Source organism: Bradyrhizobium iriomotense (genome assembly GCF_018130765.1).
In the GTDB taxonomy this organism is placed as follows: Bacteria; Pseudomonadota; Alphaproteobacteria; order Rhizobiales; family Xanthobacteraceae; genus Bradyrhizobium; species Bradyrhizobium iriomotense_A.
This window is the reverse complement of record NZ_JAFCJZ010000017.1, coordinates 117314-139526: the sequence shown is the minus strand read 5'-3', so window position 1 is coordinate 139526 and position 22213 is coordinate 117314. Positions and strand designations below refer to the sequence as shown.

The 22213-nt window shown below is 65.1% G+C and carries 22 protein-coding genes; 11 read left to right on the top strand and 11 right to left on the bottom strand.

All coding sequences use genetic code 11. The features are described 5' to 3' along the window. The first annotated feature begins 228 nt into the window (after nt 1-228). Nucleotides 229-1137, top strand: a complete 909-nt coding sequence (locus tag JQ635_RS26680; RefSeq protein WP_211412748.1) for a hypothetical protein — start codon at nt 229-231, stop codon at nt 1135-1137. Here the strand turns inward: JQ635_RS26680 and thrS are convergent. Next, nucleotides 1134-3182 carry a threonine--tRNA ligase gene (thrS, locus tag JQ635_RS26675; protein WP_211412747.1) on the bottom strand — a complete coding sequence of 683 codons (2049 nt, stop codon included), beginning with the start codon at nt 3180-3182 and terminating at the stop codon, nt 1134-1136. The two genes, JQ635_RS26680 and thrS, sit on opposite strands and share 4 nt — an antisense overlap. A 185-nt stretch (nt 3183-3367) precedes the next feature. On the opposite strand from thrS, the gene JQ635_RS26670 reads away from it, so the two are divergent. Both JQ635_RS26670 and JQ635_RS26665 read left to right on the top strand, forming a co-directional pair. Continuing rightward, a complete protein-coding gene (locus tag JQ635_RS26670) occupies nt 3368-4543 on the top strand; it encodes an MFS transporter (protein WP_211412746.1) in 1176 nt (391 codons plus the stop codon). A gap of 92 nt (nt 4544-4635) precedes the next feature. Then, a complete protein-coding gene (locus tag JQ635_RS26665; protein ID WP_211412745.1) occupies nt 4636-5013 on the top strand; it encodes a hypothetical protein in 378 nt (125 codons plus the stop codon). Between the two features lie 29 nt (nt 5014-5042). Here the strand turns inward: JQ635_RS26665 and JQ635_RS26660 are convergent, their stop codons facing one another. Further along, nucleotides 5043-5369, bottom strand: coding sequence for a GrlR family regulatory protein (locus tag JQ635_RS26660; protein ID WP_211412744.1), 327 nt, complete (start codon nt 5367-5369; stop codon nt 5043-5045). A gap of 167 nt (nt 5370-5536) precedes the next feature. Continuing rightward, nucleotides 5537-6841, bottom strand: coding sequence for an alpha/beta hydrolase (locus tag JQ635_RS26655; RefSeq protein ID WP_211412743.1), 1305 nt, complete (start codon nt 6839-6841; stop codon nt 5537-5539). A 322-nt stretch (nt 6842-7163) separates the two neighbouring features. Between JQ635_RS26655 and JQ635_RS26650 the strand changes: the two genes are divergently transcribed. Beyond that, nucleotides 7164-8531 carry an APC family permease gene (locus JQ635_RS26650; RefSeq protein ID WP_211412742.1) on the top strand — a complete coding sequence of 456 codons (1368 nt, stop codon included), beginning with the start codon at nt 7164-7166 and terminating at the stop codon, nt 8529-8531. 2 nt (nt 8532-8533) lie between these two features. Further along, the gene (locus tag JQ635_RS26645) at nt 8534-9748 is read left to right on the top strand and encodes a hypothetical protein (protein WP_211412741.1); all 1215 of its coding nucleotides are present in this window, start codon (nt 8534-8536) and stop codon (nt 9746-9748) included. Here the strand turns inward: JQ635_RS26645 and JQ635_RS39355 are convergent, their stop codons facing one another. Then, nucleotides 9749-9958, bottom strand: coding sequence for a hypothetical protein (locus JQ635_RS39355; RefSeq protein WP_211412740.1), 210 nt, complete (start codon nt 9956-9958; stop codon nt 9749-9751). It abuts the gene before it with no gap. Nucleotides 9959-10029: 71 nt separating this feature from the next. Further along, nucleotides 10030-10368, bottom strand: coding sequence for a membrane protein insertion efficiency factor YidD (gene yidD, locus JQ635_RS26635; RefSeq protein ID WP_211412739.1), 339 nt, complete (start codon nt 10366-10368; stop codon nt 10030-10032). Between the two features lie 249 nt (nt 10369-10617). On the opposite strand from yidD, the gene JQ635_RS26630 reads away from it, so the two are divergent. After that, nucleotides 10618-11514, top strand: coding sequence for a hypothetical protein (locus tag JQ635_RS26630; protein ID WP_211412738.1), 897 nt, complete (start codon nt 10618-10620; stop codon nt 11512-11514). Nucleotides 11515-11652: 138 nt separating this feature from the next. Here the strand turns inward: JQ635_RS26630 and JQ635_RS26625 are convergent, their stop codons facing one another. After that, the gene (locus tag JQ635_RS26625; RefSeq protein ID WP_211412737.1) at nt 11653-12102 is read right to left on the bottom strand and encodes an iron-sulfur cluster assembly scaffold protein; all 450 of its coding nucleotides are present in this window, start codon (nt 12100-12102) and stop codon (nt 11653-11655) included. Nucleotides 12103-12354: 252 nt separating this feature from the next. Between JQ635_RS26625 and folE the strand changes: the two genes are divergently transcribed. The 4 genes from folE (at nt 12355) to JQ635_RS26605 (ending at nt 16142) form a co-directional block, all read left to right on the top strand. After that, entirely contained in the window at nt 12355-13035 is a 681-nt protein-coding gene (folE, locus tag JQ635_RS26620; RefSeq protein WP_211412736.1) for a GTP cyclohydrolase I FolE, read from the top strand. 28 nt (nt 13036-13063) lie between these two features. Continuing rightward, nucleotides 13064-13486 carry a phosphoribosyl-AMP cyclohydrolase gene (gene hisI, locus JQ635_RS26615; RefSeq protein WP_211412735.1) on the top strand — a complete coding sequence of 141 codons (423 nt, stop codon included), beginning with the start codon at nt 13064-13066 and terminating at the stop codon, nt 13484-13486. Between the two features lie 186 nt (nt 13487-13672). Further along, nucleotides 13673-14734 carry a lytic transglycosylase domain-containing protein gene (locus JQ635_RS26610; RefSeq protein WP_211412803.1) on the top strand — a complete coding sequence of 354 codons (1062 nt, stop codon included), beginning with the start codon at nt 13673-13675 and terminating at the stop codon, nt 14732-14734. A 232-nt stretch (nt 14735-14966) separates the two neighbouring features. Then, the gene (locus JQ635_RS26605; RefSeq protein ID WP_211412734.1) at nt 14967-16142 is read left to right on the top strand and encodes a DUF2336 domain-containing protein; all 1176 of its coding nucleotides are present in this window, start codon (nt 14967-14969) and stop codon (nt 16140-16142) included. A 152-nt stretch (nt 16143-16294) separates the two neighbouring features. On the opposite strand, the gene JQ635_RS26600 is transcribed toward JQ635_RS26605, so the two are convergent. The 3 genes from JQ635_RS26600 to JQ635_RS26590 all read right to left on the bottom strand — a co-directional run bounded on the left by JQ635_RS26600 (nt 16295) and on the right by JQ635_RS26590 (nt 18313). Continuing rightward, nucleotides 16295-16873, bottom strand: a complete 579-nt coding sequence (locus JQ635_RS26600) for an Hpt domain-containing protein (RefSeq protein ID WP_211412733.1) — start codon at nt 16871-16873, stop codon at nt 16295-16297. Nucleotides 16874-16900: 27 nt separating this feature from the next. Further along, complete coding sequence (locus tag JQ635_RS26595; protein WP_008549760.1) at nt 16901-17446, bottom strand: response regulator; 546 nt, start codon at nt 17444-17446, stop codon at nt 16901-16903. A gap of 87 nt (nt 17447-17533) precedes the next feature. Continuing rightward, nucleotides 17534-18313: an NAD kinase gene (locus tag JQ635_RS26590; protein ID WP_211402441.1), complete on the bottom strand. Its 780-nt coding sequence runs from the start codon at nt 18311-18313 to the stop codon at nt 17534-17536. Between the two features lie 249 nt (nt 18314-18562). Here JQ635_RS26590 and JQ635_RS26585 point away from each other — a divergent pair, with 249 nt between their 5' ends. Continuing rightward, nucleotides 18563-20128 carry a S10 family peptidase gene (locus JQ635_RS26585; protein WP_211412732.1) on the top strand — a complete coding sequence of 522 codons (1566 nt, stop codon included), beginning with the start codon at nt 18563-18565 and terminating at the stop codon, nt 20126-20128. Here the strand turns inward: JQ635_RS26585 and JQ635_RS26580 are convergent. Both JQ635_RS26580 and JQ635_RS26575 read right to left on the bottom strand, forming a co-directional pair. Continuing rightward, a complete protein-coding gene (locus JQ635_RS26580; RefSeq protein WP_211412731.1) occupies nt 20115-21503 on the bottom strand; it encodes a serine hydrolase domain-containing protein in 1389 nt (462 codons plus the stop codon). The two genes, JQ635_RS26585 and JQ635_RS26580, sit on opposite strands and share 14 nt — an antisense overlap. A 109-nt stretch (nt 21504-21612) precedes the next feature. After that, nucleotides 21613-22155, bottom strand: coding sequence for a tetratricopeptide repeat protein (locus tag JQ635_RS26575; protein WP_211412730.1), 543 nt, complete (start codon nt 22153-22155; stop codon nt 21613-21615). Between the last annotated feature and the right edge of the window lie 58 nt (nt 22156-22213).

The following is a 22213-nucleotide window of genomic DNA, read 5'->3' as shown; positions in this document are numbered from 1 at the left end:
CCGCGGCGGTCGGACCTAACAGCGAACGGCACCTCACCCCCTTCGTGCGAAATCGCATGCGACGCGCCGGTTCAATCGACGCGATTTGCGCAAGACCTACCGATGCGGCGGCGCCCCGAGAACTGCGACTTTTTGGGTGGATTGCGCGATCGGCCGCCACCTGAGGCTTGTGCGCAACACGCAGGTCGTGCCAACGGAGATACGCACACCTGTCCGGTTCGCCTGGAAATGTCCGTCTCGCCGCTCACCCCGTCACCGGATGCCGTCGCCGCGCTGCGTCGCCATCCCTATTTTTCGCGGGCCATGCGGTCGTCGGCGGAGGGGGCGGTCGCGATCTACCGGACCAACAAGCTGCTCAACCTGCTGCTGAGCGATCGGGCGCGGGCGCTGTTCACTCATGTCGCGCTCTATCTGCATTTTGGGGGGAGCGAACCCGGCCTGACCGTCGGTGCGATGAAGGATCTCTGTGTCGAGCTGGGCCTTTGCAGCCGCGGCCGCTGCGAGGCGTTGCTGGCCCTGATGCGCGCCGGCGGATTGTTGATGGCGACGCCAAGTCCCGATCGCCGAAAGCGCCTGCTGGCGCCGACCGAAAAGCTGCTCGCCCTGCATCGGGTACGCTGGGCGCGGCAGTTCGAGGCGATGCGACGCCTGTTTCCGGAAGCTGCGGACTATCTTGCCGCCGTGAGCAGCGACCCCGCGTTCACGAAAGCCTTCGCCGCAGCGCTCGGCCGGCGTTTCGTCGCGGGTCTTCGTGTCCTCGACAATGCCCCGGACCTCGAGCCGTTCGCGGAGCGCAACGCCGGTGTCGTGATCCTGTTCAGCTTGGCGCTGTCGGGGCGGGAGGACGACGCGTTTCCTCCGGCAAAGCCGGTCCAGCTCTCGATCAACGCGCTGGCGAAAACTTTCTCGGTGTCGCGCAAGCACGTCCAGTCGTTGTTGCGGGACGCCGAAGACAGGAAGCTGCTCGTGCGCAGCGGGGTTACGAATAACGAGGTCACGCTGTCGCGGCGCGGCCGCGAGACACTGGAGCAGATGCTCGCGACCATGTTTCTCTATCTCGCGCAATGCGCGGACGAGGCGCTCGGCGCTTGCACGGGAAGCGCCGAGCCGTCGTTGCAGGGTGCAACGGCCGGTTAGGCCGCCGCAGTCGCCCGCATCCGCTTCACATCCGGCGGTGTCGCCTCGTCGACCAGGGCGGCGATTGCCTCGGCGGTCGTCATCACCTTCTGGCCGTCGCTGCCGAGGCGGCGGACCGAGACCGAATGTGTCTCGGCCTCCTTCTTGCCGACCACGAGCAGGGCCGGGATCTTGGCCAGCGAATGCTCGCGGACCTTGTAGTTGATCTTCTCGTTGCGCAGGTCGATCTCGACCCGAAGTCCGGCGCGCCGCGCCTGCTCCAGCACCTGCTTGGCGTACTCGTCGCCTTCCGAGGTGATGGTCGTGACCACCGCCTGTACCGGCGAGAGCCAGAGCGGGAAGTTGCCGGCATAGTGCTCGATCAGGATGCCGATATAGCGCTCCATCGAGCCGCAGATCGCGCGGTGCACCATGACAGGCGGCTTCTTGCCGCCGTCATGGTCGATGTAGAACGCGCCAAACCGTTCCGGCAGGTTGAAGTCGACCTGCGTCGTGCCGCACTGCCAGTCGCGGCCGATGGCGTCGCGCAGCACATATTCGAACTTCGGCCCGTAGAAGGCGCCTTCGCCCGGATTGATCTCGGTCTTGATGTGATTGTTCTGCGTCTGGATTTCGCGCAGCACAGTCGCCATCACGCGTTCGGCGTGATCCCACATCGCATCGGTACCGACGCGCTTGTCGGGGCGGGTCGACAGCTTCACCGTGAGGTCGCCGGTGAAGCCGAAATCGGCGTAGGTCGACAGGATGAGGTCGTTGATCTTCAGGCACTCTTCGGCAAGCTGGTCCTCGGTGCAGAAGATGTGTGCGTCATCCTGGGTGAAGCCGCGCACGCGCATCAGGCCGTGCATGGCGCCCGACGGCTCGTAGCGATGCACCACGCCGAACTCGGCGAGGCGCAGCGGCAGGTCGCGGTAGCTCTTCAGGCCGTGCTTGAAGATCTGGACATGGCCCGGGCAGTTCATCGGCTTCAGCGCGAACCAGCGCTTGTCCTCGGCCTCGTCGCCGGCCGACTGCGCCGCGAACATGTTCTCGCGGTACCAGCCCCAATGGCCCGAGGTCTCCCACAGCACCTTGTCGAGGATCTGCGGCGCGTTGACCTCGCTGTAGTCGCCGGAGAGGCGCCGGCGCATATAGGCGATCAGCTGCTGGAAGATGGTCCAGCCCTTCGGATGCCAGAACACGACGCCCGGACCTTCCTCCTGGAAGTGGAAGAGGTCGAGCTCGCGCCCGAGCTTGCGATGGTCGCGCTTCTCGGCTTCCTCGATCTGCTTCAGATAAGCGTCGAGGTCCTCCTGCTTGGCGAAGGCCGTGCCGTAGATGCGGGTCAGCATCGGGTTGTTGCTGTCGCCGCGCCAATAGGCGCCGGCCACCTTCATCAGCTTGAAGGCATTGCCGACCTTGCCGGTCGAGGTCATGTGCGGGCCGCGGCAGAGATCGAACCAGTCGCCCTGATAGTAGATCTTGATCGGCTCGGTGCCGGGAATGGCGTCGACCAGCTCGACCTTGAAGGCCTCGCCCTTGTCGCGGAACACCTGCTTGGTCTTCTCGCGATCCCAGACTTCCTTCGTAAAAGGTTTGTCGCGCGCGATGATCTCGCGCATCTTCTTCTCGATCGCGGCAAAGTCTTCTGGCGTGAACGGCTCGTTGCGGAAGAAATCGTAGTAGAAGCCGTTCTCGATCACCGGACCGATCGTGACCTGGGTGCCCGGCCACAGCGTCTGCACGGCTTCCGCCAGCACGTGGGCGCAGTCGTGGCGGATCAATTCGAGCGCACGCGGGTCGTCGCGATTGACGAGCTCGATCTTGGCGTCGGCCTCGATGGGATCGTTGAGGTCGGCGAGCGCGCCGTCGAGCGCCATCGCAACCGTGCGCTTGGCCAGCGACGGCGAGATGCCCTTGGCGATATCGAGGCCGGTGATGCCCTTGTCGTACTCGCGACGGGCGCCGTCCGGGAAGGTGAGGGTGACTTTGGGAGCGGGGGTCACGGGCTTCAGGTTGGAGAGGCTGTACTGGAAGCCGGACTCGGATTTGGGCTGGTCGGTCATTGCTTTCTCCTGAGGCTCACTCCTGCGAACGAGCGCAGGTAAGCGGGAACGAGCGATATATCAGGGGATTCGGCCTGTGCAATCCGGCATTTCCAAGAAAGTGGCGCGCAAAACCCGCAGCGCAGCCTCAACTATTTGACGTTGTGCCCTTTAACTCGTCACATGCCACCGCTACATGCGTTTGCATGGAAAATGCCCCTGCCGCCGGCCGTTTCGCGCCAACTGCCCTGATGCTTGGCAATCTCGTCACCGGCTGCTCGGTGCTGGCGCCGGCGGGCATGCTGCCGGAACTGTCGACGGGGCTTGGGATCAGCATCCATGCGGCCGGGCTCCTGATCACCTTCGGTGCGGTGACGCTGTGCATCGGCTCGCCGCTGACGGCGTGGCTGACCAGCCGTATCGAGCGGCGGACTCTGCTCACCACGACGCTGGCGGTGCTCGCGCTGGGCAATCTCGCCTCGGCGTTTGCGCCCGACTATGCGAGCCTCCTCGTCATCCGCCTGGTCATGCTCGCGGTCGGCGCGCTCTACACGCCGCAGGCGGCGGGCACGGCCTCGCTGATCGTGCCGGCGGAGCGGCGCGGCAGCACGATCGCCTATATCTTCCTCGGCTGGTCGCTGGCGGCTGCCGTCGGTCTGCCGTTGATCACCTTCATCGCCAGCCGCTATGGCTGGCGCGCCGCCTATGCCGAGATCGGCGCGCTCGGCTGCATCAGCTTCCTGTTGCTGCTGTTGCGCCTGCCGGCGGGCTTGAAGGGTACGCCGGTGGATCTGAAGACCTGGAGCGCGGTCGGCCGCAGCAGGACGATTTTGCTGCTGCTGGCGATCACCATGCTGCAAATGTCCGGGCAGTTCGTGGCGTTCGCCTTCATGGGCCCGCTGCTGAAGAAGCTGACCGGGGCGAGCCCCGATACGGTCGGCATGGTGTTCGCCATCTATGGCATCTGCGGCTTCCTTGGGGTCGCCATCGCCACGCGTATCGTCGACACCTGGGGCCCTTACCGGACCTCGCTGCTGTTCACCTGTCTCGTGCTTGCGGGCATTGCCACCTGGGCGCTGAGCGCGGGCACCATCGCGTTGATGGCGATCGCGGTCGCGATCTGGGGCCTGGGCTTTGCCTCGACCAATTCGATGCAGCAGGTGCGGCTGGTCGCGGCCGCGCCGCCGCTGGCGCCGGCGACCGTCGCGCTCAACACCTCCGTCCTCTATATCGGCCAGGCCGTCGGGTCCGCCACGGGCGGACTGCTGTTCGCCCGCGAGCTCCTGCATACGATCGGCTTGGTGGCGGTCGGCTTCGTCGTGCTGGCGCTGATCCTGGTGATCCTGACCCGGCCCCGGCCGGCTGCGGCTGCGACGGCCTGAAATCCCGCGGTTTCGTGTGCGCAAGGTGCTTGGCAAACCGCGCGGGAGAGCGTTAGAAGGCCGGTCATGGGGACCAAAGAGAGTTGACTGAGATGAGGATGATTCTGGCGGTTGCCGCGGTGCTCTATTCAGCGTCCGCGTTCGCGCAAGCCGACAAGCCACCGATGGTCGGGGACAAGCCGTTGGTGCAGGTCAAGCCCAAGGGGACCAAAGAGGCGGCGGCCAAGCCGGCCGCGGCGCCAAAGGGCAAGCCGCAATCGATCGCGGCCCGCCTTCAGGCCTGCCTCGAGCTGGATGACGGCACCAAGGACCGGCTCAACTGCTACGACGCCATCATCCCGCCGACGCCGAAGCCGAAGCCGGCGAAGGCCAAGGGCTATGCCGATTGCAAATTCTTCAAGGAAGAGGACGAGCGGCTGGCCTGCTTCAACGGCTTTGCCGAGAGCATTCCGAAGCTGCCCAAGACCTGAACGTCAAGACCTGAAGGATCGGTTGACGTTCAGTCGCTGATCCAGCTCAGCACGGCCCTGAAGGCAACGCCTGGCACTTGCAGCGCGCTGCCTTCGAACTCCGCGGTGTCGCCGTCCTCCCGGCCGGCGAGCGTCAGCGTGACCCGGTCGATGCCGAACAACGCCTTGAAGGACGGATCGTCATTGTAGCGCTGGGTCGAGATCTTGACCTTGATGCTGTCGCCTTCACCCGTGTAGGTGCCGATGAAGGCGAAGGCGGAATTGCCGCCGCGCATCTTGCCATCCATCACATAGACGACGCCGCACCCGGTCCCGTGAACCGTGTGGAAGTCGGCCTTGTACAGTCCCTGACGCACCGCCTGTCCCCGCAGAATCCTATCGCAACCCGGCTGGCAAATTATGGTCGTTGGCAGCGGGCGCAATCCGTTGGCTCCCGGGGACGAAAGCGCATCAACATCACATTTTGATCAGCGGCTGAGACAATTGCAGGCAAGCGCGGGCAAATACCGGCCGGCGCAATATCCTAACGGCCTGACGCAACCCGCGTCAGCGCCAGCGCCGGCGTCGCCGACATCTTCACCAGCACGTCCTTGAGCGGATCCCGTGTCCAGGCGCGGGTCACGTAGTCACGATGGGTGATGCCGTCGCCGGTCTCGACGAACACCACGCTGCCGGGGCGCAAGGGTCCGTCCATGTCCTCGGAGACGCTGATGCCCTTCTGCCTGAGCATGCTCATCAGCTCGCGGTCACGCCGTGCGGTGTAACGGGTGTAGGAGCTGACGAAGAAGCCGGAGCGGTGGCTCTCGATCCAGGAGGCAAACTTGTCCATCTCGCCATAGACGGCGTCGAGCAGCACCACGCCGCGGACGCGATCGCTGATGCCGCCGACTTCGAGGCTCCAGGCCGTCGGCAGGAAGCCGCCGCTATAGCCGACGATGACGATCGGCATGTTGGCGAAGGCGCGCGCGCTGTTGGGATCGCCGGTGAGGCGGGCAAGGTGGTTCGCCGACTCCTCCATGAAGCGCTTGAGGCCGCCGGCCTGCCAGAATTTGCCGGCGCTGGAATCGGCGGCATCGACCGCCATCTGCGGCGCAAGCAGGATGGCATTGGCGCCGGAATCGGTGATCTGCTGCGGCACCAGCTGCCGGTCGCGCACGTCGCGCGCCAGCGTCGCGCCATTGCCGTGGAAGAACACCACGATCACGCCCGGCTTGCGCACGTCGAAATGCTCGGGCACGTGCACCAGCACGCGGCTGTCGCTGTAGGTCTCGTCCTGCCAGTAGACGCGCCCGGAATAGCTGCGGTGGCCGCGGCGGTCGCCCTTGGAGATATTGAGGAACGGCGCGTCGGAGGCGGGGTTGTTGCCGAAATAGGGGAAGGCCGACGACTTCATGCTGACGAGCGTCGTCAGGTCTTCACGCGGCGGACGCTGGTAGGGGACTTGCGGCGCGAGCGAGGCGACCTTGTAGGGCGCCTGTTCCGGTTGCTGCTGGACGGCGCGCTTGGGCGAGAAGTCCGACATCTGCCGTTGCAGGAAACTCTCGCTCGCAGAGGGGAAACGCTCCCTAAACTGCGGGGCGGGGAAGCGGTCCTCGAATGTGTCGGCGCCGGCAACTTGTTGGGTATTGGTCTTGGCGACCACCTGGACATTGGCCTGCGAGTTCGCCGCGAGCGCCGCCGGATCGGGCGCCTTGCCGCATTGAACCAGTGTCAGCGACAGCGGCACCAAGGCTGAGATCAGCCCGCCCCGGAGCGCACGACCGTGCCGACCGGACGACGTCCGATCGGCACGAATGTCAGCTCTCGTGTTTGGAACGGCCCCGACCATCCACCCATGACCCCAAAGTCACGTCCATCGGCAATCTCTAGACAATTGAGCCGACCGGCGTTTAGGCGACGTTAAGCGTCCGGAGAAACTTCCCCACATCCGGAACGTTCAAAAAGGACCATGCAATCGTGTCGTGATTGTGGGGAAGGGGGACGGGATACTCCGGTGCTGGCGCAGCTTTATTGCCCGGGAGCATGCATAAGAGGTGCTAAAATACCGATATCCTCTGCCTCATTTAGCCCTTGTTAACCCTGCTTGAATTGACTGGACCAAACTGCACGATGCTCCCCACGAGGCGAGACGCCTGAGGTTAAGGACCCCGATGACGGCATCAGATGCGGGTACCGAGCCCTGGACAGGCCGGCTGACCGGAGGTGGATCCGGGGTTTCCGTTCTGGTTGCGACCGCCATCGTCGTTGCCGACATGATCGGGGTCGGCGTCTTCACCAGCCTCGGCTTCCAGGTCAAGGACATCCCGTCCGGCTTCTCGATCCTCCTGCTCTGGACCGTTGGCGGCATCGTCGCGCTGTGCGGGGTGTTCTCCTACAGCGAGTTGGGCGCGATGTTTCCGCGCTCGAGCGGCGAGTACAATTTCCTTGGCCGTGCCTATCATCCCGCCTTCGGCTTTCTTGCCGGCTGGGTCTCGGCGACGGTGGGCTTTGCAGCGCCCGTCGCGCTCGCGGCGATGGCGTTCGGCGAATATGCAAAGTCGGTCATTCCCGATCTGCCGCCGATCCCGCTCGCCATCGGCGTGGTGTGGCTGGTCTCGATCGTGCAACTGACCGGCGTCAGGCACTCCTCGACTTTCCAGCTGATCTCGACCATTTTGAAGGTCGTGCTGATCGTCGCCTTCCTGGTCGCCGGCTTCATCATCGGCGTGCCGCAGCCGATCGCCTTCACGCCGCAGCCGGGCGACCTCGCGCATATCGTCAGCGCGCCCTTCGCGATTGGACTCGTCTTCGTGATGTATTCGTTCTCCGGGTGGAATGCCGCGACCTACATCATCGGCGAGATGAATACGCCCCAACAAAGCCTGCCGCGTGCGCTGCTCGCGGGCACGCTGATCGTGCTCGTGCTGTATGTGACGCTGAACGCGGTGTTCCTCTATTCCACGCCGGTCAGTGCGCTCGCCGGCCAGCTCGACGTTGCCAGCGTTGCCGGCACCGCCATCTTCGGCAGCCTCGGCGGCCGGATCGTCGGCGCCATGATCTGCGTCGGCCTGATCTCCTCGATCAGCGCGATGATGTGGATCGGCCCGCGCGTGATGATGACGATGGGGGAGGACATTCCCGCCTTGCGCGTGTTCTCGAAGCGGTCGGTCAGCGGTGCGCCGGCCTATGCCATCCTGTTTCAGCTTGGGGTCGCGACCCTGCTGCTGTTCACGCGCAGCTTCGAGGCCGTGCTCGACTTCATCCAGTTCGCGCTGTTGTTCTGCTCGTTCTTCACGGTCGCCGGCGTCATCAAGCTGCGCATCACCGATCCCGATCTGCCGCGGCCCTATCGCGCCTGGGGATACCCGGTCACGCCCCTCGTTTTCCTGCTCGTGACCGCGTTCATGATGTACTACCTCTTGACCGAGCGGCCGGTGCAGTCGCTCTCGGGGATGCTCGTCATGCTCTCGGGCCTGTTGATCTATGCTGTTTTCCGCAGGCGGCCGGTTGCCGCTGGCAATTCATCACACCGCGAATAGACATGTTTCGATCCATGAGAATTGCGGCCGTCGCTCTTGCCATGTTGGCCGCAGCCGTCTCGTCCGCACGTGCCGCCGACGTCACCTTTGACGATACCGCGCGCTTCCTCGCGGGTATGCCGCCTTCGGCGGACTCGCCGCTGGTGCCGCTGACCAGGGACCCCAACTGGCAGCATCACGCAAAATTCTTCGACAACGCCTTCGCCCAGCTCGAGCAGCGGCAAATATCGAAGATCCGCGCCTGGGCCGACGTCAACCTGGCCGCGCCGCGGCCGACCATGTTCTACATGTTCAGCGGCCCCGACTTCCTCTACGCCAATGCCTTCTATTCCAAGGCCAGCACCTATGTGCTCGGCGCGCTGGAGCCGGTCGGCGCCGTGCCCGACCTGACTCGGCTGCCGCGCGGTTCGGTCGGCGCCGCGCTCTACAATGTCGAGCGCTCGCTCGGCTCGATCCTGAGCTTCTCCTTCTTCATCACCAAGCAGATGAAGGTCGACCTGCACACCAACCAGGTCAACGGCACCTTGCCGATCCTCTATGTCTTCCTCGCCCGCTCCGGCAAGACCATCCGCAACGTCGAGATGGTCGCACTCGACAACAAGGGCGGGATGCATGTGGGGAACGACAATCCGGGACCGAACGCCACGCGCGGTGTCCGTATCACCTTCGCCGGCAGCGACGGTGAGGTGCGCACGCTTTATTATTTCTCGACCGATCTCTCGAATTCCGGCGCGCGCGCGACCGGTTTCCTGAAGTTCTGCGAGACGCTCGGCCCCGGCAACAGCCTGCTCAAGAGTGCGTCCTATCTCATGCACTCCGGCAACTTCACGGTCGTGCGCGACTGGCTGCTCGCCAACAGCGCCACCATCGTCCAGGACGATTCCGGCATTCCGCTCGCCAATTACAATGCGCGGCAATGGCGCTTCTTCCCGTTCGGTCGTTACCTCGGTCCGATCAGCGAATTCCCCGGACGCTACCAGGAGCGCTACGCCGAGCTGTTCACGCGCGCCCAGCCGATCGACTTCGGCGTCGGCTATCGCTGGCGCATGCATGAATCGAACTTGCTGCTGTCAGTGAAGGTGCCGGGGAGCGAGACTGCGCCGGCGGCGGAGACGATCTCGTCGGACGAGCCGGCGCCCAGGCCGCCGCGCCCGAAGCGCCCGCGTCCACCCGAGCCGATCCCGCCGCCGCCCGGGCGCTTCTTCTGGTTCCGCTAGCTACCAGTGCACGCTCTGGCTCGGCACGATGAACGCCGTCGTGCCGGGCGGCGTTGCAAGACTCGTCGCCAGATACCAGCCGGAGCCGGCCGCGAGCAGCAGCAGCGCGATGATGGCGAGCATGTCGAGGGTTCGGGGATCGTGAGGCCTCCTGGGACCCAGCTTGGACCCAGGCCTGACGTGGAGATGAGGGCTGATTTTCCAGCGCATTGTTGTTTCCTCCCGTGGGAGTATCACGACAACGCGAAGGGAAAGTTCCGGTTCCGCTCAGGGCAGCATGTCTAGGGCGCGTTGACGCCGCGCCAGCGGGCATACCGCCAGGGCAGATACCAGCGCGCGTTTTGCGGCGCGGCGAGCGGCACATTGTCGATGCCCGATGTCCCGTACGGATTGCAGCGGAGCAGACGCGCGAGCGTCATCCATCCGCCGGCCCAGAGCCCGAAGCGCTCGATCGCCTCGTCGCCATAGACGGAGCAAGTCGGCAGGTGTCGGCAATTGTACCCGACCAGCGGCGAGAGCGTGTGGCGATAGAGCCAGATCAGCGCACGGCCAAATCTCCGCGGAAGGCGAAGGAGGCCCTCGACGGGAGTGGAACAATGCTCGCAGGTTGAATGCTTCATGGGCGCGTTGCTGCAACGTTAAGCGAAGTATTGCGCGGTTCCGGCGCAGGGAACTGTAAGGTGTTGTTTGCGCGCCATATTTTGCCTGCTTTCTGGGAGCAGTGCAGCAAGTATCTGTGGACGATCTGTATTCGCCCGGATACCATTTTTATGACGCCCGTGTGTAGAAACATACGCCTGTATGATGGACTCAGCGGGCGCTACCGGGGATTGTTTGGCGAACCTCTGGGGCTTGGGGAAGGGAACAGTTTGAAACTCCTGAACTCGCTCAATCTTCGCGGCTGGCTGCTGGTGGGAACCGCCGTCTGTGGAGTCGCGCTGGCCGGTGCCGTCGCGACATTCGGGTCATCGGCCCGAGCGGGGAGCGCTCTCGAAGAGCGCAAGCTGCCGATGAAGTTCAGCTGGATCGCTTGCGAGCCGAACTGCCGCGGCTGGGTCAGCGCGGTCGGCATCATCACCGCTGATACCCCTAAGGATTTTGAGGAGTTTTCTCGCGGACGCCAGCTCGGCGGCGCCACCGTGGTGCTCGACTCCAGCGGCGGTTCCGTCAACGACGCGATCACGCTCGGCCGGCGCTTCCGCAATCTCGGGCTTCTGACCACAGTCGGCATCAGCCTTCAGAACCGCGGCGGGCAATCGGCCCGTCCGGCGGTCGCGCCCGAGGCCTATTGCGAATCCATGTGCGTGTTCCTGCTGCTGGCCGGCAAGAAGCGCTACGTGCCTGATGCCGCCCATGTCCGGGTCCATCAGATCTGGATGGGCGATCGCGCCGACGATGCCAAGGCCGCGAGCTACAGCGCACAGGACCTGATGATCGTGGAACGCGACATCGGCCGGCTCGCCAAATACACCTTCGACATGGGCGGCGCCGGCGATCTGCTGTCGCTCGCGCTCAGCGTGCCGCCCTGGGAAGATCTGCACGAGCTCGATGCCGGCGAGCTGAAGCTCACCAATCTGGTGACGACGGATCTCGTCGCCGACGTGCTGCCGCATGTGGACGTCACAGCGCCGGCCATGGCGGAACTCGCACCGAAGACGCAGGCAAGGTTCGGCGCGGAACCGGAGCCGGCCAAGTCGACCAAGACGGCGGAAGCCGTGGTGCCCACGGGCAGCGTGGCGGCGCCGGCTACGGCGGCGCAGAAGTAAGATTCCCGCACGGTCATTCCGGGGTGTCGCAAAGCGACGCACCCGGAATCCAGATGTTGTCGCGCGAGATTCTCAGGTGCGCACTTGCGCACCATAGTTTGCGCTGGCGCGCGCCCCGGAATGACATCGACGGGGTTTTCAGCCCTGGGCCGCGGCGGGCTGCTTGGCCTCGATCTGACCGATCGCGTCGACCACGGCATCGAAGGTCAGCAGCGTCGAGGCGTGCCGCGCCTTGTAGTCACGGACCGGCTCGAGGAACTTGATCTCCTCCCATTTGCCTTGAGGAGGCGTGCCGTTCTCCTTGAGCATCTTGCGAACGGTTTCGCGTAACTCACGGAGTTCGCTCGCAGTCGAGCCGACCACGTGACTTGCCATGATGGATGAAGAGGCCTGTCCCAGCGCGCAGGCCTTCACGTCATGGGCGAAGTCGGTGACGGTGTCGCCGCTCATCTTGAGATCGACCTTCACGGTCGAGCCGCACAACTTCGAGTGGGCGGTTGCGGTGGCATCGGGGTCCGAAAGCCGTCCGATGCGCGGAATATTCCCCGCCAGCTCGATGATCCGCTTGTTATAAATGTCGTTCAGCATGTGATGGGGTCCAACACGTCCACACCCACTTCCGGGCCGGATCGGCCTTGGCGGGCGCCGTCCACGGTCCTATATAGGGGCGGAACTGGTGGAAAAACAGTCCAGCGGTGCGGCGGCGGTGATCCCGATCTGCGTTATCGATGTTGTGACCGAAGGGCCTTTTCGCCAAAACTGTTCTCTTCAGGCGTCCGGCGGCTTGCCGCCCCGTCTGCCGGTGACACTCCGGCCACAAGGCCGTCGAACGGAGTAGACATGGACGCTACAATCAAGCCGATCCGCCCCAACAAGCAGGTCGAGAGCCGCCCGGCCGAGCTCGATCCTGCCGAATTCCTTGCGGCCGCCGTACGCGCCGACCAGCCGCGCCCCGCGCGCGCCGAGGCCGAACAAGCGGTGAAGACGCTGCTCGCCTATATCGGTGAGAACCCCCAGCGCGAGGGCCTCTTGGACACGCCGCGGCGCGTGGTCGAGGCCTTCGACGAGCTCTATCAGGGCTACCACCAGTGCCCGGCCGAGGTGCTCGACCGCACCTTCGGCGAGACGGCCGGCTATGACGATTTCGTGCTGGTGCGCGACATCGAGTTCACCTCGCAGTGCGAGCATCACATGATGCCGTTCTACGGCAAGGCGCATATCGCCTATACCCCAGTGGAGCGCGTCGTCGGCCTGTCCAAGCTCGCCCGCCTCACCGACATCTTCGCCCGCAGGCTCCAGACCCAGGAACATCTGACGGCGCAGATCGCGGCAGCCATCGACGAGATCCTCAAGCCGCGCGGCGTTGCGGTGCTGATCGAGGCCGAGCATACCTGCATGTCGGTGCGCGGCGTCGCCAAGCACGGCGCCTCCACCTTCACCAGCCGCTTCACCGGCATGTTCCGCGACAATCCGGCGGAGCAGGCCCGTTTCCTGTCCCTGGTGCGAGGCCTGCAGCGCTGACCTCGCGAACGCTCTAAGCGAGGAAGCCGTGTCCGCTCACTCCCATGAGATCGAGGAAGGCCTCGCCTTCCTGCCCAAGTTCGACGCGAACGGCCTCGTGACCTGCGTCGCGACCGACGTCGCCACCGGCGACGTGCTCATGGTCGCCCACATGAACGACGAGGCGCTGCGCAAGACCATCGCGACCGGCGAAGCCTGGTACTTCAGCCGCTCGCGCAATGCCTTGTGGCGAAAAGGTGAGACGTCAGGTCAGACCCAGCGCGTGGTCGAGATGCGCACCGATTGCGACCAAGACGCGGTCTGGATCCGTGTCGAGCAGATTGGCGCTGCCTGCCACACCGGGCGGCGGTCGTGCTTCTACCGCAAGGTCGAGGCTGAGGGTGGGGGAGCCAAGCTGGTCTTCACCGACGCGGACAGGCTGTTCGATCCGGACACGGTCTATAAGAAATAGCAACCTGTCATTCCGGGGCGCGCGAAAGCGCGAGCCCGGAATCCATCGCAAGGCATCACGCGCGGCTCAATGGATTCCGGGCTCGCACCTGCGGTGCGCCCCGGAATGACTCGGAGCGGGCGGCAAGGCCCGAATTAACCCCGCATTAACCATACCTGTCCCACGGTGAGACGACAGGGCGCCGAATTGCCGGCGTCGCTCAACGCCGCGCGGGGCGGGCACTCCATCATGTCGATCGACAATTCCAGTGCCTCACAGACGGCGGTTCTCGATCCGTCGCGGGCGCGTGTCGCCGGCGCGATCAAGCAGGCCTCGAACGTCTCCGGCGTCAGCTTCCAGTACATGCTGACCACCGCCAAGATGGAATCGGATTTCGATCCGACCGCGGGTGCCACCACGTCGTCCGCGCACGGCCTCTACCAGTTCATCGACCAGACCTGGCTCGGCACCGTGAAAGAGGCAGGGAGCCAGCTCGGCTACGGCAACTATGCCGACGCCATCACCAGGACGTCGTCCGGCACCTATACCGTTGACGACCCCGTCATGAAGCGGTCGATCATGAAGCTGCGCGACGATCCGGAGGCCGCATCCAGCATGGCGGCTGCGCTGACCCAGTCGAACAGTTTCAAGCTCACAGGCCTGCTCGGGCGCAGACCGAGCGACAGCGAGCTCTACATGGCCCATTTCATGGGCGTCGGCGGGGCCGCAAAACTCATCGCCAATGCCGAGGACAATCCGCAAGCGGTCGGTGCACGGCTGTTTCCAAATGCAGCCGCGGCCAACCGCTCGATCTTCTACGCCAAAGACGGCCGCGCCCGCAGCGTCTCCGAGGTCTATTCGGTGCTGGACGCCCGCTATGGCAGCGCGGCCAATTCGAAATTGACGCGCAGTGCGATGGCAATGTATGGCGGCTCGCCCTCGACCACGCAGGTTGCCAGCGCCAACGGCGTGCAGCCGACCGCGCCGATGATCGAGAACGCCGCTTATCTCCAGACCTTTCCCAATACGAACGCCGTGACGCCGGTGAGTGCGACGTCGTCCACGACGGTCGCGGACAATGCGCCAACCACGCCGGCATTCCGCTCGATCTATCAGCCGGGCGACACCACGCAGCCGGTCTCGACCACGGTGCAGAAATTGTGGGGCAACAACGCCTCGCTCACCTCGGCCGCCTCGGCAACGCCGGACGTACGTCCGCCGCAGCCGCTCGATCTCTTCAGCGATCGCAGCGGCACGTTCTCGAGCTAACACTCGCTCCTGTGTCCCGGACGCGCTGCAGCGTGCCTGGCGATGCGAAGCATCGTCCGGTGCGCTGTCGCGTGCGCCCGGGGTACGTGAGCAGGGGCGCCTCGGTTCCCTTAACAAAACGTCAATAAAACCAGCCAGTTATGGTGAACGCTTTGTTAAGCGTCGTGGTTTATTTTGTGTTGCAGGTGACGAGCCGTCACCATTTTCGTTTGTTGTGTAAGCCGGAAGCAGCATGATTGTTCGGCAGTTTATCAATTGGATCAGGACGGCCCCCGCCGGCGAGCGGGCCGAGGCGACACGGGCGTTGGCCCGGGCCTGGCTGATCTCAGATCTCTCCCATGACGACCGCATCGCCGCCGAAGGCGCGCTGCTGATGCTGCTCGACGATCCCTCGCCGCTGGTGCGGCAGGCGATGGCCGAGGCATTTGCGCGCAGCCCTGATGCCCCGGCGTCGATCGTGCGGGCGCTGTCGGGGGACCAGCCGACCGTCGCGCTGCCGGTGCTCGAACATTCTCCGCTGCTGATCGACGCCGATCTCGTCGACATCATCGCGACCGGCAATGACGAGGTGCAGTGCGCGGTCGCCCGCCGCATCGCGTTGCCGGTCTCGGTCTGCGCCGCCATCGCCGAGGTCGGCTGCGCGGCGTCAGCGCTCGAGCTGATCGAAAATCCGAATGCCGAGCTTGCGCCGTTCTCGTGGAATCGCATCGTCGAACGCCACGGCCATCTTGCCGCGATCCGCGAGGCGATGCTGGTGCTGGACGATCTGCCGGCCGCAACGCGCGCGGCGCTGGTCGCAAAGCTGTCGGAGACACTGGCGCAGTTCGTCGTGGCGCGGAACTGGCTCAGCGCCGACCGTGCCGAGCGCGTGACGATCGAGGCGCGCGATCGCTCCACCATCAACATTGCGGCGCGCTCGCGCGGCGAGGACATGCAGGGCCTGGTTCATCATCTGCGCGTCACCGGCCAGCTGACCGCCGGTCTGATCCTGCGCGCGCTGCTGTCGAGCAATCTCGACCTGTTCGACGCGGCGCTGGCCGAGCTCGCCGATGTGCCGCTGGCGCGCGTCACCGCGCTGCTGCACGATCGCGGCGGCAACAGCCTGCATGCGCTGCTCCGCCGCGCGGGCCTTCCCGAGGCGACGTTTGCGGCGTTCCAGGTGGCGCTCGATGCCTGCCACGAGCAGGGCTTTGTCGACAGCGACGACGGCGCGGCGCGGCTGCGCCGGCGCATGGTCGAGCGCGTGCTCACCCATTGCGAGACTGACCGCGGTGCCACCGAGCCGCTGATGGTCCTGCTCCGCCGCTTCGCCACCGAGTCCGCGCGCGAAGAGGCGCGGCTGTTCTGCGACGAGCTGGTCGCGGAAGATGCGATCGATCCGGTCTATGATGACCTGATTGCGGCCTAGCGAGATGCCGTAGGGTGGGTTAGCCGAAGGACTGCGCGAAGCGCGGTCCGTAGGCGTAACCCACCACTTCTGTCTCTGCGGCAATTGAAGAGGTGGATTACGCTACGCTAATCCACCCTACGATACTGATCGGCGATAGAGAGGAGAGAGTCTTACTCCGCCGGCACGATGCTGGGCGCGAGGATAGCTTCGAGATGCTCGGGGCGGTCGCGGTTGACCTGGGTGAGATAGTCGTCGGCGACCTTGCGCAGGCGACGGCTGAGCTCGGCGGAGACGCTGATGCTGTCGAGCCTGGTGTTCTCGTGCACGATGGCGAGGATGGCGTTGATGTGGTGCGTGAACAGCTCGGCCGGCACCTTCTCCAGATCAGGGGCGTGCTCAATGACGCGGCAGAGGCTCTCGGCGATTCCCGCCGCTGCCGGGAAGCCGAATGTCGCCGCGTCGCCCTTGATGTCGTGCGCGGCGCGGAACAGCTCGTCGCGCCGCTCCTTGGTGAAGCCGTCATTGCGGATGGCGACGTAGGCGGCCGACAGGCGGTTGACCTCGGTTGCCATCCAGTCCTTGAACTCGCCGGAGAGACCTGCGAGCGCCTGCTCGGCGCGGCTGACCGGATCGTCCATGTCCTTGTCTTCGACGCGGCGCAGAACCTTGCGCAGCGGATTGGGCTGCGTGATCAATTGATGCGTGGCGAAGGCTTTGACCTCGATGTCTTTTGCGCTGTTCTTCGCCATGATGCCTGCCTCGTCTAAGACGTTGCGCTAGATGGAGGAGCGGGCCTTGTCGAGCAGCGAGGGTTGCTGCAGCACCTCGTGCTTTTCGCCGACGCGGCGCTCGGGGCCCATATAGGCGGAGTTGGTGTTGCGGCGCCGGTCCGGGCCGAAATAGGTCTTGGTCTTGATGAAGGGGCGGGGATTGGCGACGACGTTGAGGATGCGCTGGTAGAGCCCCTTGGCCGAGATCGGCTTGGCCAGAAATTCGGTGACGCCGGCATCGCGCGCGACCGTGACGCGGCGCTTCTCGGAATGGCCGGTCAGCATGATGATCGGCGCGTAAGGGTTGCCCTTGGATTCCGGCTGCCGGATCATCTGCGCGAGCTCGAGCCCGTCGAAGATCGGCATCGCCCAGTCGGTGATGACGATGTCGGGCACGTAATGGCTGTACATTTCCAGCGCGGTGGCGCCGTCTTCGGCCTCATAGACCTCGCGTGCGCCAAACGAATGCAGCAGCGTCCGCAGGATGCGGCGCATGTGCGGATTGTCATCGCAGACGAGGAAGCGCAGCTTGTTGAAGTCGATGCGGAACATGGCGCCCGGGCTGAAGCGGTCAATCTTCGTTAACCATATCGCGGCGGCGGTTAACGAAGGGTTGCCGGCGGGCGCCCGACAGGAGGCTCAGTAGCCGAACTGCTCGCGCAAAATGCGCTCTTCCAGGCTGTGGCCGGGGTCGAACAGCATGCGCATCGAGATGCTCTTGTCCGAGAGCACCTCGACGCGCCGGACCCTGCGCACCTCCTCGTGGTCGGCGACCGCGGCAACGGGGCGCTTGTCGTCTTCCAGCACCTCGATCACGACATAGGCCGTGTTGGGCAGCAGGGCGCCGCGCCAGCGCCGCGGCCGGAAGGCGCTGATCGGTGTCAATGCCAGCAGGGCGGCGTTGATCGGCAGGATCGGTCCCTGGGCGGAGAGGTTGTAGGCAGTCGAGCCGGCCGGCGTCGCCACGATGATGCCGTCGGCGATCAGCTCCGGCATGCGCTCGCGCTCGTCGATCAGGATCCGCAAGCGCGCCGCCTGGGAGGTCTGGCGGAATAGGTAGACCTCGTTGATGGCGTGGTGCAGGTGGACGCGGTCGTTGACGTCGGTCGCGCGCATCAAGAGCGGATTGATCTCGGATTCATGCGCCGTCTCGAGCCGTTGGCGCAGATCATGCGTCGAGTACTCGTTCATCAGGAAGCCGACCGTGCCGCGGTGCATGCCGTAGATCGGCTTTCCCGTGTGCATGTTCTGGTGCAGCGTCTGCAGCATCAACCCGTCGCCGCCGAGCGCGACCACGACGTCGGCATCTTTCGGGTCGCAATTGCCATAGTCGCTGGTGAGCTGGCCAAACGCGGTCTGCGCCTCGCTGCTCGGGCTGGCGACGAAGGCGATCCGTTCGTATCGCGAGGGCTTGGTCATGGCTTTTCGGTCAGGCCTGCTGGCTCGAGAAAGTTCCGCCGGGCTCGTCTATACGAGGTGGGGCTCCATTGTCGAGGATGACCACCCTTCAAGGCAAACGACCGGCTGCCGGATTCGGGGCAAACCGGGTCGTTTCGAGCCCGATCGGCGGCTCAAGGGGGCGCCTCGTCAATGATCCCCCAAACCGTCGCAATTTCGCGCTAACCTTGCGGCCGCACCGGCTGTCACGGCCGGTCCGGGAGGACGAACATGGTGACGAGCCTGCCTGCGCTGCGTTGCACGGCCTTAGTGCTGGCGGTGTCGGCTTTCGCACTCGCAGGATTTGCGCGCGCGGATGATCCGCCGCAGCCGCGCTCCGAGACGACGGCGCCAGCCGGACAGAAGGGCGGGCGCGGTGGTGGCGCGCAAAGCGCGTCGCAGAATTCGCCGTCCGCCGAGCTGCACCGTCTCCCGCCGGATTCGACCACCAAGCAGACGCTCGATCTGCCCGGCCGCACCCTCAACTTCGCCGCGACCGCCGGCTCCATCCGCGTGTTCGACGGCAAGGGCGAGCCGCTGGCCGACATCGCCTGCACGTCCTACGAGCTCGACGGTGCCGACCGGGCGACGCGCCCGGTGACTTTCCTGTTCAACGGCGGACCCGGCGCGTCCTCGGCCTGGCTCCAGTTCGGCGCTGCTGGTCCGTGGCGGCTGCCGCTCGACGGCGAAGCGCTGTCGCCGTCGGCGTCACCCGAGGTGAAGCCGAATGCGGAGACCTGGCTCGACTTCACCGATCTCGTCTTCATCGACCCTGTCAGCACGGGCTACAGCCGGTTCGTTGCGAGCGGCGAGGACGCGCGAAAATCCTTCTACTCCGTCGACGGCGACGCCAATTCGATCGCGCTGGTGATCCGCCGCTGGCTCGAGAAACACGACCGGCTGACCTCACCGAAATACGTCGCGGGCGAAAGCTATGGCGGCATTCGCGGACCGAAGGTGGTGCGCCAGTTGCAGCTCCAGCACGGCGTCGGCGTCAGGGGATTGATCCTGGTGTCGCCGCTGCTCGACTTCCGCGAGTTCACCGGCACGAGCCTCCTGCAATATGTCGCGACGCTGCCGAGCTATGTGGCGGTGGCGCGCGAAGCCAAAGGCCCGGTCAAGCGCTCCGATCTCGCCGACGTCGAGGCTTATGCGCGCGGCGAATTCCTGGCTGACCTCGTCAAGGGCGAGGCCGACAAGGAAGCAACCACGCGCCTGGCCGACAAGGTCGCTGAGCTCACCGGCATCGACCAGGCGGTGAGCCGCAGGCTCTCGGGCCGCTTCGACGTCGGCGAATTCCGCCGCGAGTTCGACCGCAAGAACGGCAAGGTGACGGGACGCTATGATGCCTCGGTGCGCGGCTTCGATCCCTATCCGGATTCGGGCAACTCCCGTTTCGGTGATCCCTCGGGTGATGCGCTCCAGGCGCCGCTGACGAGCGCCGCGGTCGATGTCCTCACGCGCAAGCTCAACTGGCGGCCCGACGGCTCCTATGAGGTCCTGAACGGTAGCGTCGAGGGCAACTGGGATTTCGGCCGCGGCATCAACCCGCCGCAATCGGTGTCGGAGCTGCGCCAGATCCTCGCGACCGATGCGAAGCTGAACGTGCTGGTTGCGCACGGCCTGTTCGATCTCGCCACGCCCTATTTCGGAACGAAGCGGGTGCTCGATCAATTGCCGGCCTTCGCGAGCCGGCGCGTGAAATTCGCCGTCTATCCCGGCGGTCACATGTTCTATTCGCGCGACGGCTCACGGCAGGCGCTTCGCGGCGAGGTCGAGGGGCTCATTCGGGAGTAGGCCGCCGCTTGCGCGGCGGATAGCGGCGCGCGATCTCGCGTGCCACGACTTTTTCCGGCTTGACGTTGGCGCCCGCGAGCCAGATGTCGCTGATCCTCCCGCGCTTGTCGCGCACGCGGCGAACCGGCTCGCCGTGACTGGAATAGCCGGCGGCCCAGGCGAGCCTGCCAGTGTCGCGGCCGGTCACCTCGATCTCGCCGGCATCCATGAACGGATTGTTGAACTGCGGGTTGGCGAGCAGCACGCGGTTGCCGATCGGCACCAGATCGGTCGCGCCCCACATCGTCCACCATCGCCCTCGCCAGTCGCGCACGCGGCGGTCGGGTGCGCCGCGGGTCTTGAAGACGCGCAGGATCTGCATTGCGCCGTCCATCCAGAACGGCGCGGCGCCGTCGAGGGAGTTGCTGAGGATGCTGATCGCGAGCTCGCAGGCGGGAATCGTGCAGGTCCGCGAGATGTAGCCCTGGAAGCCGCCGCTATGGCCGAACCAGTCCCAGCCGTCGGTCTTGCCGGCGTTGACGCCGAGACCGTAATAGGCCTCGAAGCTTTGCGGGATGCGCCAATGATGCCGCGTCATCTCGCGGCGGCTCGCGACCGAGAGCACGCTCTTTTTCGCGTTGGGTGCGAGCTGCGCGAAGAAGCGGGCGGTGTCGGCGGCGGTGGCGACGAAGCCCGCGGCCGAGGCCATGGCGTATGCGGGATTGTCGCCGGGGATCACGCAGCGCTCGCCGAAGGGCAGTTTTCGCGTATGGCCGCGTGCGAACAGCGCGCCCTTGGGCAGCGGTGCATTCGGCTCGGTCTCGCGCAGCCCCGCGGGCTCGATGATCTCGCGCTTGATCCAGACGGAGTAGGGCTCTTTCGTCACCGCTTCGATGACGAGACCGATCAGGGCAAAGCCGTGATTGGAATATTTGAAGCGCGTGCCGGGCTCGATCGCGGTCGGCAGCTTCAGCTCTGCGAGCAGCTCTTTGGCGTCGAGATAGGAGCGGCTGTCGATGAACTGGCCGGAATCGGCGCCGTCGCGGGTCAGCCCCGCGCTGTGCGAGAGCACCTGTGCGATCGTCGTCTCGGCGACGCGCGGGTGCAGGCCGCCGACATATTGGCCGACCGCATCATCGAGCCGGAGCTTGCGTTGCTCGCGCAGCTTCATGATGCCGGCCGAGGTAAAGCTTTTCGAGTGCGAGGCGATGCGGAAGCGGTGGCGCGGAGTGAGCTTCTCGCCGGTGTCGAGATTGGCGAGGCCGAATGCGTGCTCGGCGACGATTTCGCCGCGATGGGCGAAGGCGACGATGACGCCGGGCTGCCCGATAGTCGTCTGCTGGAATTCGATCCAGGAGCCGATGTAGTCGATCGCGGATCGCAGCCACGTATCCATTGCGCACCAATTGTGAGGGGAGGATTCGTGCGCGAAGGCTAGCCGAGAAAGCGGAACGGGCACAACCCCTGGGTTGTGCCCGTTCGCTTCATTCGAAGATGCGCAGTCTTCAGTAGACGAGCGTCGCGCCGGTCGGCTTGTCGAGCGCTGCGGCAAGCGAGCGATACTCGGAGCTCTCGGTGCCGGCGAGCGAGGCGATCTTGTTCAGATGATACTGCGCCTGTTCGCGGTTGCCCTGCTCGAGCTGCCAGAGGCCGTAATACTGCCAGGTGCGAACGTGGTTCGGATCGTCCTTCAGCGCCAGCTCGTAATAGACCTTCGACGACTGGTAGTCGCCGAGCTTGCGATAGGAGTAACCGATCAGGTTGGCGACGTCGGCGACGTCGTCGCGCTTGAGCGACTTCAACTGATCGATCGCGCTGGTGTAGTCGTGATTGTCGTAGATCGCGGTGTAGGCGGTGCGATAGGCCGCGAGGAATTTGGGATCGCTGACGGAGGAGCTCTTCTTCTTGCCCTTCTTGCTCGAGGAGTCCGACTTCGGCGGCGAGGAGGGCTCGTCGCTGCCCGCGGCATAGGCGCTGGTCAGCACCGGCCCGGCCGCGAGCGCCATGGCAACGAGGCCCGGCAGCAGAAGCATTGAGAGTTTTCGCATCTAAGTTCTCCCGTATGGAACGTGGCGATCCTACACGATTGCCCGAAGACCGGAACAC

What these genes read in the sequence shown, in the direction of transcription:
- JQ635_RS26580 (WP_211412731.1), bottom strand. Translation starts at nt 21,503, where the DNA reads ATGGATACGTGGCTGCGATCCGCGATCGACTACATCGGCTCCTGGATC.
- JQ635_RS26625 (WP_211412737.1), bottom strand. Translation starts at nt 12,102, where the DNA reads ATGCTGAACGACATTTATAACAAGCGGATCATCGAGCTGGCGGGGAAT.
- JQ635_RS26665 (WP_211412745.1), top strand. Translation starts at nt 4,636, where the DNA reads ATGAGGATGATTCTGGCGGTTGCCGCGGTGCTCTATTCAGCGTCCGCG.
- JQ635_RS26650 (WP_211412742.1), top strand. Translation starts at nt 7,164, where the DNA reads ATGACGGCATCAGATGCGGGTACCGAGCCCTGGACAGGCCGGCTGACC.
- JQ635_RS39355 (WP_211412740.1), bottom strand. Translation starts at nt 9,958, where the DNA reads ATGCGCTGGAAAATCAGCCCTCATCTCCACGTCAGGCCTGGGTCCAAG.
- JQ635_RS26605 (WP_211412734.1), top strand. Translation starts at nt 14,967, where the DNA reads ATGATTGTTCGGCAGTTTATCAATTGGATCAGGACGGCCCCCGCCGGC.
- JQ635_RS26680 (WP_211412748.1), top strand. Translation starts at nt 229, where the DNA reads ATGTCCGTCTCGCCGCTCACCCCGTCACCGGATGCCGTCGCCGCGCTG.
- yidD (WP_211412739.1), bottom strand. Translation starts at nt 10,368, where the DNA reads ATGAAGCATTCAACCTGCGAGCATTGTTCCACTCCCGTCGAGGGCCTC.
- thrS (WP_211412747.1), bottom strand. Translation starts at nt 3,182, where the DNA reads ATGACCGACCAGCCCAAATCCGAGTCCGGCTTCCAGTACAGCCTCTCC.
- JQ635_RS26590 (WP_211402441.1), bottom strand. Translation starts at nt 18,313, where the DNA reads ATGACCAAGCCCTCGCGATACGAACGGATCGCCTTCGTCGCCAGCCCG.
- JQ635_RS26655 (WP_211412743.1), bottom strand. Translation starts at nt 6,841, where the DNA reads ATGGTCGGGGCCGTTCCAAACACGAGAGCTGACATTCGTGCCGATCGG.
- JQ635_RS26645 (WP_211412741.1), top strand. Translation starts at nt 8,534, where the DNA reads ATGTTTCGATCCATGAGAATTGCGGCCGTCGCTCTTGCCATGTTGGCC.
- JQ635_RS26575 (WP_211412730.1), bottom strand. Translation starts at nt 22,155, where the DNA reads ATGCGAAAACTCTCAATGCTTCTGCTGCCGGGCCTCGTTGCCATGGCG.
- folE (WP_211412736.1), top strand. Translation starts at nt 12,355, where the DNA reads ATGGACGCTACAATCAAGCCGATCCGCCCCAACAAGCAGGTCGAGAGC.
- JQ635_RS26600 (WP_211412733.1), bottom strand. Translation starts at nt 16,873, where the DNA reads ATGGCGAAGAACAGCGCAAAAGACATCGAGGTCAAAGCCTTCGCCACG.
- JQ635_RS26670 (WP_211412746.1), top strand. Translation starts at nt 3,368, where the DNA reads ATGGAAAATGCCCCTGCCGCCGGCCGTTTCGCGCCAACTGCCCTGATG.
- JQ635_RS26595 (WP_008549760.1), bottom strand. Translation starts at nt 17,446, where the DNA reads ATGTTCCGCATCGACTTCAACAAGCTGCGCTTCCTCGTCTGCGATGAC.
- JQ635_RS26585 (WP_211412732.1), top strand. Translation starts at nt 18,563, where the DNA reads ATGGTGACGAGCCTGCCTGCGCTGCGTTGCACGGCCTTAGTGCTGGCG.